Annotated in this window: 13 protein-coding genes and 2 tRNA genes; 7 read left to right on the top strand and 8 right to left on the bottom strand. The window is 32.5% G+C overall.

The annotated features are described in order from the left end of the window. Positions 1 to 10 precede the first annotated feature (10 nt). From FA046_RS10820 to FA046_RS10810, 3 genes are all read right to left on the bottom strand, one after another. On the bottom strand, positions 11 to 2,452 hold the full coding sequence (locus tag FA046_RS10820; RefSeq protein WP_136826412.1) for a penicillin-binding protein 1A: 2,442 nt from the start codon (positions 2,450 to 2,452) through the stop codon (positions 11 to 13). 259 nt (positions 2,453 to 2,711) lie between these two features. Next, on the bottom strand, positions 2,712 to 3,494 hold the full coding sequence (locus tag FA046_RS10815) for an amidohydrolase (protein ID WP_136826411.1): 783 nt from the start codon (positions 3,492 to 3,494) through the stop codon (positions 2,712 to 2,714). 81 nt (positions 3,495 to 3,575) lie between these two features. Continuing rightward, positions 3,576 to 4,721 carry a methionine aminotransferase gene (locus FA046_RS10810; protein ID WP_136826410.1) on the bottom strand — a complete coding sequence of 382 codons (1,146 nt, stop codon included), beginning with the start codon at positions 4,719 to 4,721 and terminating at the stop codon, positions 3,576 to 3,578. A 133-nt stretch (positions 4,722 to 4,854) separates the two neighbouring features. On the opposite strand from FA046_RS10810, the gene FA046_RS10805 reads away from it, so the two are divergent. After that, positions 4,855 to 5,625, top strand: a complete 771-nt coding sequence (locus tag FA046_RS10805) for a queuosine precursor transporter (protein ID WP_136826409.1) — start codon at positions 4,855 to 4,857, stop codon at positions 5,623 to 5,625. A 76-nt stretch (positions 5,626 to 5,701) separates the two neighbouring features. Here the strand turns inward: FA046_RS10805 and FA046_RS10800 are convergent, their stop codons facing one another. Continuing rightward, positions 5,702 to 6,757: a cytochrome-c peroxidase gene (locus FA046_RS10800; RefSeq protein WP_136826408.1), complete on the bottom strand. Its 1,056-nt coding sequence runs from the start codon at positions 6,755 to 6,757 to the stop codon at positions 5,702 to 5,704. A gap of 261 nt (positions 6,758 to 7,018) precedes the next feature. Continuing rightward, complete coding sequence (locus FA046_RS10795) at positions 7,019 to 7,723, bottom strand: FKBP-type peptidyl-prolyl cis-trans isomerase (protein ID WP_136826407.1); 705 nt, start codon at positions 7,721 to 7,723, stop codon at positions 7,019 to 7,021. Positions 7,724 to 7,844: 121 nt separating this feature from the next. Between FA046_RS10795 and FA046_RS10790 the strand changes: the two genes are divergently transcribed. Together FA046_RS10790 and FA046_RS10785 are read left to right on the top strand one after the other, a co-directional pair. Next, complete coding sequence (locus tag FA046_RS10790) at positions 7,845 to 9,227, top strand: exonuclease domain-containing protein (protein WP_136826406.1); 1,383 nt, start codon at positions 7,845 to 7,847, stop codon at positions 9,225 to 9,227. Between the two features lie 153 nt (positions 9,228 to 9,380). Continuing rightward, on the top strand, positions 9,381 to 9,689 hold the full coding sequence (locus FA046_RS10785; RefSeq protein WP_136826405.1) for a hypothetical protein: 309 nt from the start codon (positions 9,381 to 9,383) through the stop codon (positions 9,687 to 9,689). 359 nt (positions 9,690 to 10,048) lie between these two features. Here FA046_RS10785 and FA046_RS10780 read toward each other — a convergent pair whose 3' ends face one another. After that, entirely contained in the window at positions 10,049 to 10,447 is a 399-nt protein-coding gene (locus FA046_RS10780) for a DUF1573 domain-containing protein (protein ID WP_136826404.1), read from the bottom strand. A 128-nt stretch (positions 10,448 to 10,575) separates the two neighbouring features. Here FA046_RS10780 and FA046_RS10775 point away from each other — a divergent pair, with 128 nt between their 5' ends. The 3 genes from FA046_RS10775 (at position 10,576) to FA046_RS10765 (ending at position 13,288) form a co-directional block, all read left to right on the top strand. After that, positions 10,576 to 12,999 (top strand): alpha-ketoacid dehydrogenase subunit alpha/beta, encoded by a 2,424-nt coding sequence (locus FA046_RS10775; protein ID WP_136826403.1) that lies wholly within the window; start codon positions 10,576 to 10,578, stop codon positions 12,997 to 12,999. A gap of 90 nt (positions 13,000 to 13,089) precedes the next feature. Further along, positions 13,090 to 13,163 (top strand) — tRNA-Ile (locus FA046_RS10770). A gap of 51 nt (positions 13,164 to 13,214) precedes the next feature. Then, positions 13,215 to 13,288: transfer RNA gene (locus FA046_RS10765), tRNA-Arg, on the top strand. A gap of 579 nt (positions 13,289 to 13,867) precedes the next feature. Here FA046_RS10765 and FA046_RS10755 read toward each other — a convergent pair. After that, positions 13,868 to 14,905, bottom strand: coding sequence for a helix-turn-helix transcriptional regulator (locus tag FA046_RS10755; RefSeq protein ID WP_136826402.1), 1,038 nt, complete (start codon positions 14,903 to 14,905; stop codon positions 13,868 to 13,870). 228 nt (positions 14,906 to 15,133) lie between these two features. Between FA046_RS10755 and FA046_RS10750 the strand changes: the two genes are divergently transcribed. Continuing rightward, the gene (locus tag FA046_RS10750; protein WP_136826401.1) at positions 15,134 to 16,342 is read left to right on the top strand and encodes a DEAD/DEAH box helicase; all 1,209 of its coding nucleotides are present in this window, start codon (positions 15,134 to 15,136) and stop codon (positions 16,340 to 16,342) included. Here FA046_RS10750 and FA046_RS10745 read toward each other — a convergent pair. After that, a complete protein-coding gene (locus FA046_RS10745; protein WP_136826400.1) occupies positions 16,339 to 16,728 on the bottom strand; it encodes an acyl-CoA thioesterase in 390 nt (129 codons plus the stop codon). The genes FA046_RS10750 and FA046_RS10745 overlap by 4 nt on opposite strands. Positions 16,729 to 16,807 lie beyond the last annotated feature (79 nt).

The following is a 16,807-nucleotide window of genomic DNA, read 5'->3' as shown; positions in this document are numbered from 1 at the left end:
TACCTAATACTTAATTTCCTTTATTTTTTTCTCTTTTTAGTTTTCGTTCTTCTTGCTTGCTTAATTCTTTATTAACTATAGTACCTGGTGATGGATCTGGTGTATTACTTTTTTCTTTTTTTGGATCTGTGGCTTCTACAGATGGCTTATTCTCTTTTATTTCTGGTTGAACCGTTGGATCTTCTATTTGTTCTGTGAAGATAGAATCTGTTAACAAACTATCAGTTGTTAAAGTGTCAGCTTCGTATCTAACTGTTGGACAAATATAAGTTTTGGTAATTTCAACATCTGGTTTTGGAAAAGGGCCTAAGGTTATTCCTGTTGATGGATCTTTGTACACTTTTTCCATAAACTTAGCAAATATTGGTAGCGCAGTTCTAGATCCTTCTCCTGTTTGCGAAGTTTTAAAGTGAACGCTTCTATCATCTGCACCTACCCAAACTCCAGTAACTAAATCTTTTGTAATGCCCATATACCAACCGTCTACATAATCCGACGAAGTACCTGTTTTACCCCCAATTTGATTATTTTTTTTCCATAAATCCCATTCCCATAACGCCTGAGAGGTTCCGCCTGGCTCTTCCATGCCTCCTCTAAACATATAAAGCATCAACCAAGCAATTTCTTTGCTTAATACTTCAGTATGTTTTGCTGTAAACTCCTCAATAATATTGCCATCTATATCTGCAATCTTTTCTACTAAAATAGGATCAACTTTTTTTCCTTTATTTAAAAATGTACCATACGCTCTTACCATTTCATAAACTGAAACATCATTTGGACCTAAGCTTACAGACGGTACGGACAAAAGCTTACTTTCGATACCACATTTGTGCGCAAATTCTACAACTTTATCCCAGCCTACTTTTTCGGTAATTTGAGCAGTAATAGAATTAACAGATTTTCCCATTGCCCATCGTAAAGACATTTCTCTGTAAGAGAAGTTAAAATCAGCATTTTTTGGTTCCCAAACCTCTGTTCCATTACCCACTTTATAACTAATAGATACGGGCTTATCGGTAAATTTATCACATGGATTCATTCCGCTTTCTAAAGCTGCTAAATAAGCAAAAGGCTTAAATGTAGATCCTGCTTGCCTTTTTGATTGATTTACGTGGTCATATTTAAAATATTTATGATCATCTCCACCTACCCAAACTTTAATTTTTCCATTAAATGGATCTAAAGTCATCATCCCGGTATTTAAAGTTTTGGCATAATACTTTATAGAATCAATGGTAGAAAATTCTACTTTTTTATCTCCATCCCAAGAAAAAACATTCATTCTTTTAGGCTTGTTTAAAAAGGCAACTAAAGAATCAGGCTGATCTTGATATTTACGTTCAAGGGCGGCATACCAAGGTAATTTTTTAAGGTTATTTTCTAAAAAGTTTTCAATGATATTTCCTTCAGAATCTCTCCAAGGTTCTTCATCGCCCCAAACATTATCAAATCTTTTTTGAAGCGTTTTCATTTGTTCCTGAACGGCTTCTTCTGCATATTTTTGAAGTTTAGAATCTATGGTTGTATAAATTTTCAACCCATCTTCATACAAGTCATAATTATTTTCTTCACACCATTTCTCTAACCATTTTGCTACCGCACTTCTTAGGTACGAATCGCCATCACTACCTTCGTTATTATTACCTAAATCTAATTTTAAAGGTTTTGCAATAGTTTTTTGATATTGATTATCATTAATATAATTGTACTTTTTCATCTGAGAAAGTACCGTATTACGTCTTTCTAATGCTTTTTCTGGATTTTTTATAGGATTATAGGTCGAAGTAGCCTTTAACATTCCGACCAAAAGAGCCGATTCTTCTATCTTTAATTTGGATGTTGTTTTATTAAAATAATGTTTAGCTGCCGTATTAATCCCGTAAGAGTTGTTTCCAAAAGGAACGGTATTGAGGTACATAGTAATGATGTCATTTTTAGAATAATTAGATTCTAATTTATAAGCTGTTAACCATTCTCTAAATTTAGAAACCAGTGTTCTTAATACTGGTACATGTTTAATAAAACCTTGTGATTTATTTAATCTTGTTCGGTATAAATTTTTAGCTAATTGCTGAGTGATGGTACTTGCACCTCTTTTATCTCCTTGTGCGGTAGAAATTAAGCCAGATACTACCGAGTATAAATCTACCCCAGAGTGTTTGTAAAATCTAATATCTTCTGTAGCTACTAAAGCGTTTATTACAGTACTGTCAATTTCATTAAAATTAACAGGTGTTCTGTTTTCACGATAGTATTTTCCTATTAAAACGCTATCAGCGGTATACACTTCTGAGGATACACTTAAAGAAGGAAATTTAATATCTTTTTTACTGGGCGAAAAGCCAAAAAGCCATAAAAAATTAAGTTCTACGGCACAAATAAAAATGATAAGAAAGAAAAAAAGAATACTTAAAAATCTTAATGGTTTGTATTTTATTTCTTTAAACATTTGTAAATATGTAAAGGATAATGAAAAAACAAGTAGGCTTGTTTGGTTTAATTAATGTTATCGCTAACAACAAAGATAAATTTTGTTTTTTAAGTTGATGTACATTAGATGAAAGTGTAAAGAATAATTCTATTGGGTTTTTATTTGAATAGCAGCGAGGCCAATTTAATCAAAAACAGGCTTCTACAATCTTTAATTACATAAAAACTAATTTCAAAGGTTATTAATGCTATTTCTTCGATAGAAAACTTTTTGAATTTTAGGAGTCTAATAATTTAAAATCATCTGCATCATTCAAAAAAGGCATTTCATTTCTTGTTTTAATAACTTCATTTTTGTGAATGGTAAATGTGTAAGTATCTTCTTCATCTCTTTTGTAATACACTACTTTTCCTTGCGGATCTATGCAGGTGGTATCGCCGCTGTAGTATATTTCATTTCCATCATGTCCAACTCTATTTAAAGCAATAATGTACGACTGATTTTCAACTGCTCTGGCAGGAATTAACGTTCTCCAATGATGTGCTCTTTTCTCGGGCCAATTGGCAACTACTAACAATAAATCATACAAATCATCATGATTTCTTAGCCAAACCGGAAACCTTAAATCATAACAAATTACCGGCATAATTTTCCAACCGTTTAATTCTACAATTAACTTTTCTGATCCGCTGGTATAAATTTTATCTTCTCCGGCTAATGTAAAAAGGTGCTTTTTATCATATTTTTGGTAAGTTCCGTCGGGTCTCATCCAAATTAATCGGTTATAAAAGTTTCCCTTTTCTTTAATAATTAAGGAGCCTGTAATTACCGCATCATGTTTAAATGCTTTGTCTTTCATCCACTGCATTGTTTTTCCATCCATTTCTTCGGCAAGTGCGGCGGCATTCATTGTAAAACCTGTATTAAACATTTCTGGAAGAATAATCAGATCTGTTTTTTCTCTTATAGTTGATAATTTTAATCCAATATTTTGAAGATTTTTATCAATGTTTTCCCAAAATAAATAGGCTTGTAAAAGAGTTACTTTTAAATGATCCATGATCATAAATATTGTCTTAGGTTTATTATACGAATTTAATGAAAAAGGTTATTTAAAATTATGATGAGCTCTTGTCAAAAATTAAACTTTACTCAAAAAGCTTGCTGCTTTTTCTAGTGTTTCTTCTTCTTTGGCAAAACAAAATCTTAGCGTTTTATAATCAGAATTTTTAGTGTAAAAAGAAGAATTTGGAATGCTGGCTACTTTATGCTCCTTTACTAATCTCATAGCTAACTCAACGTCTTTTTCATCAGATATATTTTCATAACTCACATTTTGAAAATAAGAACCTTTGCAAGGCAAAAGGGTAAATCTTGTTTGTTTAAGTAAAGAAGCAAAAAAATCTCTTTTTTTCTGATAAAAAGCAGCGAGTTCCAAATAGGTTTCTGGGTTTTTTAAATATTCATTAAAGGCAAATTGAATAGGGGTATTCACACTAAAAATTTGAAATTGGTGAATCTTTCTAAACTCAGTCATTAAAAATTCTGGAGCTGCACAATAGCCAACTTTCCACCCGGTAGCATGAAATAGTTTCCCAAAACTGGCGGTAATAAAAGTTCTTTCTTTTAATTCGGGAAACTGGGCCAGGCTTAAATGCTTTTCATTATCAAAAATAATATGTTCGTAAACTTCATCACTAATGATAACGATATCAGTGTTTTTAGTAATTTTTATGAGTTGATCAATATCTTCTTGCTTTAAAATTTTTCCGGTAGGGTTGTGTGGCGAATTAATTACAATCAATTTGGTATTTACTGTAATTAATTTTTTAATCATGTCCCAATCTATATCATAAAAAGGAGGCTGCATTTCATAAGATTTTACTAAGCCGCCAAAAGCTTTTATGGTAGGGGCGTAACAATCATAAGCAGGTTCAAAAATCACCGCTTCATCATTGGGTTGAATGATAGCCGCTATTGCCGTAAAAATGGCCTGAGTTCCACCAGCTGTAATGGTAATTTCTGTATCTGGCGAGTAGTAAGCTTGATGAAGGTTGGAGATTTTAGTTGATAAACTTTTGCGTAAGCTAAAAATACCAGGCATGGGGGCATATTGGTTATTTCCATTTTTCATTTCTGCATTTACAAGTTCTATCAAGGCCGCATCAACTGCAAAATTTGGAAACCCCTGAGATAAGTTAATAGCTTGATATTCATCAGCTAAAGCACTCATTACAGAAAAAATGGAGTTTGAAATTTTAGGTAATTTAGAAGAGAGATTAATCATAGGGACTAATTTGATAATTTTACTTGAAATAGAATTATTTTTAACGCATAAAAAAACTATCTGATTAAATAATTGTCTAAAAATGAGCCAATATTAAATTATGATTTATTTTATATAATCCATTCAAATATATATGAGCCATCAATCTAAAGAAAGTAAATTGTTTATTGTATTAGGATGTTTTTTAATTGCAAATGCCATCCTTGCCGAATTTATTGGCGTAAAAATATTCTCGGTAGAAGAATCATTGGGTTTAAGTAAATTCGATATTAACTTATTTGGTGTGGAGGGTTTATCTTTCAACATGTCGGCCGGTGTGGTTACGTGGCCAATTGTATTTATCATGACCGATATTATAAATGAATATTATGGTGTTAAGGGCGTGAAATTTCTTTCTTATTTAGCCGCCATTCTAATTGTATTTGCATTTATTGTGGTTGGTTTTAGTATAAAACTGGTTCCTGCCGATTTTTGGATTAACCAAACAGTAAATGGTACAAACTTAAATATGAATAATGCCTTTAAAGGTGTTTTTGGTCAAGGAATGTGGATTATAGTTGGTTCTATTACTGCATTTTTAATTGGGCAAATTGCTGATGTAAGGATATTTCATAGTATTAAAAAAATAACAGGAGAGAAAAAGCTTTGGTTAAGAGCCACAGGTTCTACCTTAGTTTCTCAATTGATAGATAGTTTTGTTGTTATTTTTATTGCTTTTTATATTAACCCCCAGTTTAACTGGAGCTGGCAAATGGTGGCTGCTATTGGCTTGGTAAACTACACTTATAAGTTTATCATCGCTTTATCTATGACACCAGTATTGTATTTTATACATGCCATTATTGATAAATATTTAGGGAAAGAATTAGCCTTAAGCTTAACAGAAAATTCGGCTAAAGGGTAGTAAATTTTTATATTAATTAAACTTTTAACTGATTGGTTAAAAGCTTAATTAAATTGCCAAGCTTAATTTGTGGTTTTTATTTAAACGGATTAGAGAATTTTTCTTCTGTAAGAATGGTTTGATCAGTTAAAGTATTTAAAAAAGCTAACATATTCTGAATATCTTGTGGGGCAACAGCATGTAACGGAATTGGACCTGTGCCACTTCCTGGTGCGCCAGAAGTAAGCATGGCTTGTAAATTGGCAATGCTCCCGTTATGAAATAAATTGGTACGGGTACTTATATTTCTTAGTGAAGGAGACTTAAATCTATTTTGATTATTAATTCCCGCATCGTTAATATCTTGTAATGCAAATCCTCTAGCAGGGTCACTGGTAATAAACATTGGCGGAGTGTGGCAACTTGCACAAGTATTTGGTGCGCCAGCATTCAAAAATAATTGCTCTCCAATAGCTTCGGCATTACTAAATGCTTCAGTACCTTGTTTTACTTTGTCATATTTAGATTGGTAAGTCACAATACTTCTCACAAACTGAGAAAGTGCTCTGGATATTTTAACCGAATCTATAGTGGTATTACCAAAAGCTTTTAGAAAAAGAGCGGGGTAATAGTCTAATGCCTTCACCTTACTTTCTAATTGAGCTAAAGTTAAACCCATTTCTACATGATTTTGAATAGGCTGTAAAACTTGTGCTTCTAAAGTTCTTGATCTCTCATCCCAAAACATTCTACCATTTCTGTAGAATCTCACATTCATTAAAGGCATAGATTTTCTATCAGTTAAACCGCCTTCAAAACCTTTACTTAATGGAATTAGATCATCAAAATTTTTATTTTGTTGATGACAGCTTCCACAACTAATGGTATTATTTGCACTCAGTTGCGTATCGTAAAATAACACTCTTCCTAATGTTGCGCCATCATTTGTGATTTGATTGTTAGCTGGAGTATTATCAGTTGCCGTTAATGCATTTTGAACATGAGTAGGATAGCTTACTAAATAATTTAAAGTATTGGATGGTAAAGATAGAGAAGTTCCATTTGTGGTAGGAATAGCGCTGTCTTTATCAGCACAAAATTGAAAAAGTAAAACTAAAAAACTAATTAAAGTAATAACTGCTGCTTTCCTCATAACGTTTAATTTTAGATTGGTTTTAGGGTAATCACTTTAACTGATTTATCTTTTAATTGTAAAGACAATAATAAGCGATATATTTTAATCCGTGTTTAAATTAATTTACCCTCATAAAAATTAATATTTTTTTAAATCTAATTTTCATTTGATTTTTTTTGACTGAAGAAAATACTTTTATTAGGAGAAATATATTTTTTCAAAAAAAAAGGTGTAAACGGTTTAAACCATTTACACCTTTTTAAATATTTTGATATTTCCTTATTTACCTATTTTAATTAACTCTATATCAAAAAGTAAAGTGCTAAAAGGAGGAATATCCTGCCCAGCACCTCTTTCTCCATAACCTAATTGGTAAGGGATATAAAAACGGTATTTAGAACCTACAGCCATTAGTTGTACGCCTTCAGTCCATCCCGGAATCACATTGTTTAAAGGAAGTGAAAGTGGCTCGTTTCTATCATAAGAACTGTCAAATTGATTTCCGTTAATTAATGTTCCTTTATAGTGAACCGTTACTTCATCAGTAGCTTTTGGTTTTTCGCCGGTTCCTTGCGTAATTACTTCATATTGTAAACCACTTGCTGTAGTTATAATATTAGGTTTAAGTTTGTTTTGTGCTAAAAATTTAGATCCTTCTTCTTCTAAGCCAGAAAATTTAGCTTTACTGGCTTGTTGTAAAAAACCACTAATGGCGGCTCCAGCTTGTTCATCAGATATCATTAATTGATTTCCCATAAATACATCTTCCATGGCTTTGCTCAATAAAGCATAGTTTAAACTACCTACTCCATCTGATTTTAAGCCCATAGCTATTTTTAATCCAAAAGAATAACTTGCAGAATCTACTGAAGTTAATGGTTTTACTGCTGCCACTGGTTTTACAGCTGCTGCCTTTTTAGTTTGTGCAAAACCAACTACACTTATGGTGCTGATGCACAATGTTAAGATTGTTTTTTTGATCATAAATTTTTTTAATAAATCCGACGAATATAAAAATAACTTATGGATAACGTTATAAACTTTGAAGAATGTATATTTTGTTAGTTACTAATAATTTTAGTAAATATTACTTAATTTTGAATTAATGAATAAGCTTTACGCTGTAGTAGATATTGAAACCACAGGTGGCCATGCAAACGCACATGGAATTACTGAGATTGCCATTATTATACATGATGGAAATGAAATTATTGAGCAATACGAAACACTAATTAATCCTTTTCAGGATATTCCCATATTTGTGCAAGGCTTAACAGGCATCACCAATGAAATGGTAAAAAAAGCACCTCCTTTTAAAGAGGTGGCGCCTAAAATCTTTTCTTTACTAGATCAAAAAATATTTGTAGCTCACAACGTAAACTTCGATTATTCATTTGTTTACCATCATTTAAAAAAAGAAGGTCTTGATCTTCAAAGTAAAAAATTGTGTACAGTTAGGTTGGCCCGAAAAATTTTCCCCGGGTTGCCATCTTATAGTTTAGGCAAACTCACAAGAAATTTGGGCATTGCTATACCCAACAGGCATAGGGCAGGAGGAGATGCCTTTGCTACGGCAACTCTGTTTAAATTAATGCTTAACGCAGATGAACATCAATACATTAAAGAAGCTTTAGCAATAGTAACCAAAGAACAAGCTTTACCTCCGTTTATTTCTAAACATGATCTTGATAAAGTGCCAAGGCAACCAGGTGTTTATTATTTTAAAAATAAAAAAGATAAAATTATTTATGTAGGGAAGGCAAAAAACCTTTACAAAAGAATATTGAGCCATTTTTCAAACAATAGTCCGCATAAAAACAAACAAGAATTTTTAAGAGAAATTAGAAAAATATCACACCAAGTATGTGGAACAGAGTTGCAGGCTTTAATTTTAGAAAACATAGAAATTAAAAGATTGTGGCCAGCACAAAACAAGGCATCCAAAACTCCAGAAAAAAGATATGGATTGTATGTTTACGAAGATCAAAGAGGTTATACAAGATTAGGAATTGGCAAAAAAGTTAAATTTATGACTCCTTTTTATCAATTTAATTCCTTAACAGATGGACATCTGTTGGTACAGGATTTATGTCTTAAATTTAATCTGTGTCCAAAATTATGTGATATTCAAAAAAATAATGAGACTTGTTTGGGTTTACAAAATCAACAGTGTTTTGGCGCTTGCGAAGCTTTAGAACCAGCGAAAGAATATAATTTACGAGTAGGTGAAGTATTGGAAACCTTAAAAGGAGAATTACCTTCTTATTTAATAGTTGATAGCGGTAGAAATAAACTCGAAAAAAGTTGCATTTTAATAGATAAAGGAAGTTTTTTTGGAATGGGTTACTTGGCCGAAGAACAAATACCTGTTAGTTTAGATCAAGCAAAATCTTTACTCACACCTTATCCATCTCATAAATATATTGAAAAGTTGGTTTCGGAGTTTGCAATGCTACATCCACATAAACAAGTACACTTAAGTGTTTAAAAGTGTATACAATAAGCTACGTTAATTTTTTTTCGTCTTATTAAAAACACCAAAATATTTAATTAGTTATACTTTAGTCTTTAAAGATGCTTTTGGCTCTATTTTTAGTAGATTATGGTCAGTAATAAATTCATAATTTAAACTTATAACAAAATGAAAAAATTAATTTACATCGCATTTTCAGTGTTCATGTTAGTTGGGTCGGTAAATGTTGCACAAGCTGCCGAAGGTAAAGAAGCAAAAGAATTAACAGAACAACAACAAGTTAAATTAAATCAAATTACTCAAAGAGTAGAAGAGATTAAAAAAATGGATAAAGCTAGTTTAAGCCAAGCTGAAAAGCAGGATCTTAAAGCAGAGTTAACCACTATGAAGAAAGAAGCAAAAGCAATTTCTAATGGAGGAATTTATCTGTCTTTAACTGCTTTATTAGTAATCATCATTATTTTATTAATACTTTAATTAGTATTATTTATTTAACTGTAAACATTAATATTAAAATCCTTGATCTTTATCGGTCAAGGATTTTTTTTATCCTGAATTTTGGTTTTATTATCCTGAATTTATTTCGGTAACTTATTAAACAAGACTACTTATAGAATGTGATACCTAAGTTTAGCGGTTTAAAATCCTACTCAAAAAAAGAGGCCACTTTTATATTGTTATCGCAACAGCATTATCAATTCCAATTTTTTTATCGAGGTTGAAATGCTTAAATTATTTTTTAACCAAATTGAGTGAGATCCCCCAAAAAAATATGAAACATAAAAAAAGCCATCTGGTTAGAGATGGCTTTTATAATTATTTTATTAAATCTAATTTTATTTCCCTGTTGCAGCAACAACTTCACCTTTAACATAAAGCATTTTTAAAGGAGTTTTAGAGTTAGAGCTAATTTTCACAAACTTATTAAATGGAGCAGCTACTGCAGCATTATAAGTTAAAGTGATAGAACCTGATTCTCCTTTTTTAACCGGAGTGCCTTGTTTTGGCTCAACGCTAGGCACTGTGCAACCACAAGTAGATTCAACCGCTGTAATAATTAATGGCTCATTACCCACATTGGTGTATTTAAAAACGAAAGAAACAGGCTTTCCTTGTGGAACTTTTCCAAAGTCATGTGTTTCTTCTACAAATTTGAATTCGGCTTTATTATCCTGCATTGCAGAGAAAGCTATAAAACCAATTACTACTGAACATATTAACAGAATCCTTTTCATTTCTTATTTTGTTTATTCAAATATATGTATTTCAAAAACTGTTCCAAAACAAATTTTCATTTTAAAGCTTAAGATTCGGACAAGATGAGTAATTTTCTTATTTTTGAAGCCTCGCTAACCAATTAAATATGATAAATACCAAAGATAAGTTAACCCAGCAAACTGATGTTTCTGAGCTTAGTTTCGATGATTTTAAGCAAGCAGTAATTAGTGATTACGATATCGCTTTTAGAAGTCGCCAAGCCAGTATTTTAGGCAGAAGGGAAGTACTTACCGGTAAAGCTAAATTCGGAATTTTTGGTGATGGAAAAGAAGTAGCTCAATTAGCGATGGCAAAAGCTTTTAAAAAGGGCGATTGGAGAGCAGGATATTACCGAGATCAAACATTTATGTTTGCAACTGGTATGTCTACCATAAAGGAATTATTTGCGCAACTATATGCAAATCCTGATATAGAAAAAGAACCAGCATCAGCCGGAAGGCAAATGAATGCCCACTTTGCTACTCGTTCTTTAAATGAAGATGGTACTTGGAAAAATTTAACAGAAATGATGAATTGCTCTTCAGACATCTCTCCAACAGCAGGGCAAATGGCTCGTTTGGTAGGTTTGGCTTATGCATCTAAACTGTTCAGACAAAATAAAGCACTTACTCAATATAAACATTTATCAATAAGTGGTAATGAAGTTGCTTTTGGAACCATTGGCAATGCATCAACCTCTGAAGGGGTGTTTTTTGAAGCTATAAATGCAGCCGGAGTTTTACAAATACCTATGGCAATTTCTGTTTGGGATGATGGTTACGGTATTTCTGTGCCTGCAAAATTTCAAACCACTAAAGAAGATATTTCAGAAATTCTAAAAGGATTTCAAAGAGAAGAAGGTAAACCAGGTTTCGAAATTTTTAAAGTTTGTGGTTGGGATTATGTAGCCCTTTGCGAAACTTATGAAAAAGCCATAAAAGTTTGTAGAGAAGAGCATGTACCTGTATTAATTCATGTTACGGATATTACTCAACCTTTAGGGCATTCTACATCAGGCTCACATGAGCGTTATAAATCTAAGGAGCGCTTAGATTGGGAAAAAGAATTTGATTGCCTAGTTAAAATGCGAGAATGGATGATCTCTTCGGCAATTGTTAGTGAAGAAGAGCTTCAGGAAATAGAAAATAATGGAAAGGCATTTGTTAAAACTAGTTTAAAAGAAGCTTGGACAGATTTGATGAGCCAAATTAAAGTAGAAAAGCAAGATGCTTTAACTTTAATAGATGCTTTAGCCAATGAAGTAGAAACAGTTAAAAAGGTTTCTCAAATGCTTAAATCAGAAATAGATCCTTTAAGAAGAGAAGTAATCTCAGCGGTAAGAAAATCTATCAGATTAAGTAAATCAAATCCATCAGCAACCAGAGACGAACTCATTGACTGGTATGAAAAAGAGCTGAAAGTGAATCAGGAAAGATTCAACTCCAAATTATTTTCTGATACCGCTTTATCTCCCTTAAAAGTAAAACCAGTTCCTGTAGTTTATGCCACTGATCCTAAATTGGTGGATGGGAGAGAGGTTTTAAACGCTTGTTTTGATGCTAATTTAGAAAAGAACCCATTGGTATTAGCTTTTGGTGAAGATTTAGGAAATATAGGTGATGTAAATCAAGGTTTCTCTGGCTTACAAGCAAAATATGGCGATTTAAGAGTAATAGATACTGGCATTAGAGAAATGACCATTATTGGGCAAGGTTTAGGTTTAGCTTTAAGAGGCTTAAGGCCAATTGCCGAAATTCAATACTTAGACTATATTACTTTTGCACTCAATATTATTAGTGATGATTTGGCAACGGTAAGTTACCGCACAAAAGGCGGACAAATTGCGCCTATGATCATTAGAACCAGAGGTCACCGCTTAGAAGGGATATGGCATGCGGGTTCTCCTATAGGGATGATCTTAAACTCTACTAAAGGTATTCATTTGTGTGTGCCACGAAACATGACTCAGGCTGCCGGAATGTATAACACACTTTTACAAGGCGATGAACCTGCCTTGGTGATTGAATGTTTAAATGGCTACCGTTTAAAAGAAAAAATGCCCGAGAATCCGGGAGAATTCTCTATTCCTTTAGGTAAAGTAGAAATCTTAAAAGAAGGTAAAGACATTACGCTTATATCTTACGGTTCTACCTTAAAATTAGTAAGTGAAGCAGCCGAGGAATTAATGACCATGGGTATTGATGCCGAAGTAATAGATGCACAAACCTTGATGCCTTTTGACACCGCTATGGAATGTGGACAGTCTTTACAAAAAACAAATAAGTTATTAATTATAGATGAAGACGTACCCGGAGGGGCAAGTGCATTTATTTTGCAAGATATTTTGGAGCGTCAAAACGGATATTTTTATTTAGATGCTCAACCAAAAACTTTAACATCAGTTGCACACCGTCCGCCCTATGGTTCTGATGGTGATTACTTTAGCAAACCAAGTGTAGATGATATGGTAGAAAAAGTTTATGCAATGATGCAAGAAGCCCATCCATCAAAATATAACAAGATATTTTAATTGGTTTTTTTAATAGAAAATAGATCATTTTAATTTTGCTTTTTTAGAAAAAAACTACTAACATTGCAACCGCAAATCAGCAATGATTTCGCACCTATAGCTCAGTTGGTTAGAGTAGAAGACTCATAATCTTTTGGTCCCTGGTTCGAGCCCAGGTGGGTGCACAGAGTGAAATATCTCTTTTTAAATTTGTTCTTATTTATAAGAACCATAACGGTTGCATAGCTCAGCTGGATAGAGCAACTGCCTTCTAAGCAGTAGGTCTCAGGTTCGAATCCTGATGCGACCACAGATTAGTCCTTCATCTCAAAAAGATGGAGGATTTTTTGTTTTTAGAGGTTTTTTAGCTCAGCTGGATAGAGCATCCCGACGTCAAGTCGGGAAGGTCTCAGGTTCGAATCCTGATGCGACCACAGATTAGTCCTTCATCTCAAAAAGATGGAGGATTTTTTGTTTTAGGTATTTTAGATAGTCGGAACAGGAAGAATTTAACTAACCGATTAGCAAGTTGAAGATGTGATCACTTACGTGAGAAATAGTTTTGGTAACAAAACTTCAGTATTAACCTTAAGAGGTAAAAGCCATAAAAGCGAAGTTGAAATAGAATATTAGGTGGTAGGTTTCATTATATTTTTAACTACTACCACTATTAAACTTAAGAAAACCGCCCAAAAAATGAATAACATGAAAGTGGTAGTTTGTTTATAAAGCTCATAATAGGCTAAAATAAAACAGATAATACAAATAAAAGTAAGTGTATAAACTAAACGCATTTGGTTTTTTATATTAAAACTCAAAACTAGCGCTAGACTAACAGGCGGGATAAAATTTAGTTAAATAGACTATTTTTTAATTCAAAAGGGATGAATCAGAGCTTTTCTAGTAGTACATTCTTAGAAATTTGCTTTGAAAAATCTTTAGGGTTAAGGTGATAAGTAGATTTAAATAGTCTGGAAAAATAGCTTTTATTATTGATTCCTATGTTAGTTGCAATTTCACTAATGTTTAAATCGCCAATCATTAATTGGTCTCTTGCGTATTCTAACCTTAATTTATTAAGATAATTATTAACTGTTGCGCCAAAGGTAAATCTAAAGCCTTCCTGTAATTTTGTAGGATTGGTGCCTACTCTTGTCGCTAAATCTTTAATGGTTAAAGGGTTTGCTAATTCGCTTTTAAGAATTTGAGCAGCTTTTTGAATCTGTGTCATCTCGACTTTTCTTAAAATCTGTCTTTTAGGTTCTGCTTTTTGGTCATCTTCAAAATCATTAATCTGAAGACTTAAAATCTCATTTGCTTTACCTTCTAAAAATAGCCTACGGGTAAATCCAAGCAATGTATTATTTTTTATTTCATCTATACATTCAGACATGGCTAAACTGTAGTTGCCGTGGTAGTAGAATAAATTTCGGGCATTTAAGTCTCTAAATAATTTACGTAAATTTTTATCTACATAATGTAAATCACAATCAATTTTAGTTTTAAAGTCTTTTCTGGCAATTTCCAAACTATTCATGTGAATTTTTTGCCCGCTAGGGAATAATAAAATATGCCCATTTTGAGCGGTACTGGCTACAACCACATTTTGAAACTGATCTATCAAATGTAAACTGTCTTTTTCTTCAAACCTGTGTTTGATGATGCCTTCAGAGCAATAGATAAATTTTAAAGGATGAATTTTATTTACCGAAAAATGAATTTTAATACTTTCTTTAAAGGTACAGCTGTACTCAATTAATCCAAAGCCACTAGAGAAATTAATCCCTCTTATAAAACCACTTCCATAACCTTCCGGAACGTTAATTCTATACTCGTGGCAACTTATAAAATAAGTGGTTTCAAAAGCTTCTGCCAGGTTAGCAATTACATCTTGTAGAGGTAAAGATTTTACATAAAGTTCTCTCATTAGGTATTTTTGCTTAGCAAATTATTAAATCAATGATAATAAAATAATTGGGCATAGCTATAATAAGAATTAGAAAAAGGCACTAAATTTATCATTAGTATTTCAAACAAAGCTTAATGATGATTTGTATGTCTGTTTTATTTATAATTAGCTTATTGGCCGCAATTAAATTAATGACTCATACATCATTAATTAGGTTATATTTGTTCCTTATCAAATCATTATTTTTTGAAATTCGAAGATTTTAATTTTGTTCCTCAATTGCAGGAAGGTTTAGATACCATGGGTTTTACCAAGCCAACACCCATTCAACAAGAGGCTATTCCGCATATACTTGCTAACAAAGATTTAATTGCTTGCGCACAAACAGGTACAGGTAAAACTGCTTCTTATTTGCTGCCTTTGCTGCATAAAATTCAAGAAAAAGACGAGTCTTTTATTGATACATTAATTCTAGCCCCAACTCGTGAATTAGCGCTACAAATAGACCAACAGATTATGGGATTAGCCTATTTTACAGGCTGTTCTTCTATTGCGGTTTATGGTGGAGGAGATGGATTTAGCTATGAGCAGCAAAAAAGATCTTTGACAGATGGCGTAAATATTATAGTGGCAACACCGGGTAGATTAATTGCTCATTTAACATCAGGTACTATTAATCTTACGCATTTAAAACATTTAGTTTTAGATGAAGCAGATAGGATGTTAGATATGGGTTTTTACGAAGATATTGTAAGAATTATAAGCTATTTGCCTGCTAAAAGGCAAAATTTGCTTTTCTCGGCTACCATGCCACCAAAAATTAGAGCGCTTTCTAAGAAAATACTACACAACCCTGTAGAAGTAAATATTGCCGTTTCTATGCCTTCTGTTGGGATTTTACAACAGGCTTATTTAGCTTACGACGAGCAAAAGATCGATTTATTGAAGCAGATACTATCCAATAGCGAATATAAAAGTGTGATTGTTTTTGCATCCAGAAAAGAAACTGTTAAAAAGTTGAACAGCACTTTAAACAGACAAGGAATAAAATCTGAAGCTTTCCATTCTGATTTAGATCAGGAAAGTAGAGAAGATATTATGGTGAGGTTTAGAGGTAAAAGTTTGGCAGTTTTAATTGGTACCGATGTGATTTCTAGAGGAATTGATGTGGTAGGAATTAGCTTAGTGGTAAACTTTGACGTTCCGCCAGATCCTGAAGATTATATCCATAGAATTGGTAGAACCGCCAGAGCCGAAACTACTGGTACAGCCATTACTTTTATCAATGATAAAGACCAACATCGTTTTTCAAGAATTGAAGAATTAATAGGCAAAGAAATTCCTAAACTACCATTACCCGAAGGTTTAGGTGAAGCACCTATTTATAATCCAAAAGCAAAGCGTCAGGGTAGTTTTAAACCAAAATGGAAAAATAACTTTAAGAAAAAAGATTAATCTTTAAATTTATCTGAAGAAGAAGTGATTTTTGTTTTTCCGTGTGGCACAGGACTAAAATTCTCATCAATATTTACAAATACAATTTTGTTAATGGTGAGAATGCTGTGTCTAGTTACTTTGTTTCTTACTTCGCAAAATAAGGTTATAGAAGTGTTTCCAAAATGAGTGGCAACAATTCCCATCTCAATAATGTCTCCTTGTACTGCTGAGCTTAAAAAGTTTATTTCCGACATGTATTTTGTCACTACTCTTTTATTATCAAGCTGGCACATGGCGTAAATTGCAGCTTCTTCATCAATCCACTTCAGTAAGCTTCCTCCAAACAATGTTCCGTTTGCGTTAAGATCCTCGGGTTTAACCCATTTTCTAGTATGAAAATTCATTTTTTTCTTTCAAAAGTATAAAATCTTGATTTTAACGTTCTATATCTATTCATTTTTATGTTTTATTAAAAAAACAAAG

The organism is Pedobacter cryophilus, assembly GCF_005116455.1.
Lineage (GTDB): Bacteria > Bacteroidota > Bacteroidia > Sphingobacteriales > Sphingobacteriaceae > Pseudopedobacter > Pseudopedobacter cryophilum.
Note: the sequence above shows the minus strand (reverse complement) of the source record. Positions and strands in the feature narration are given on the sequence as shown.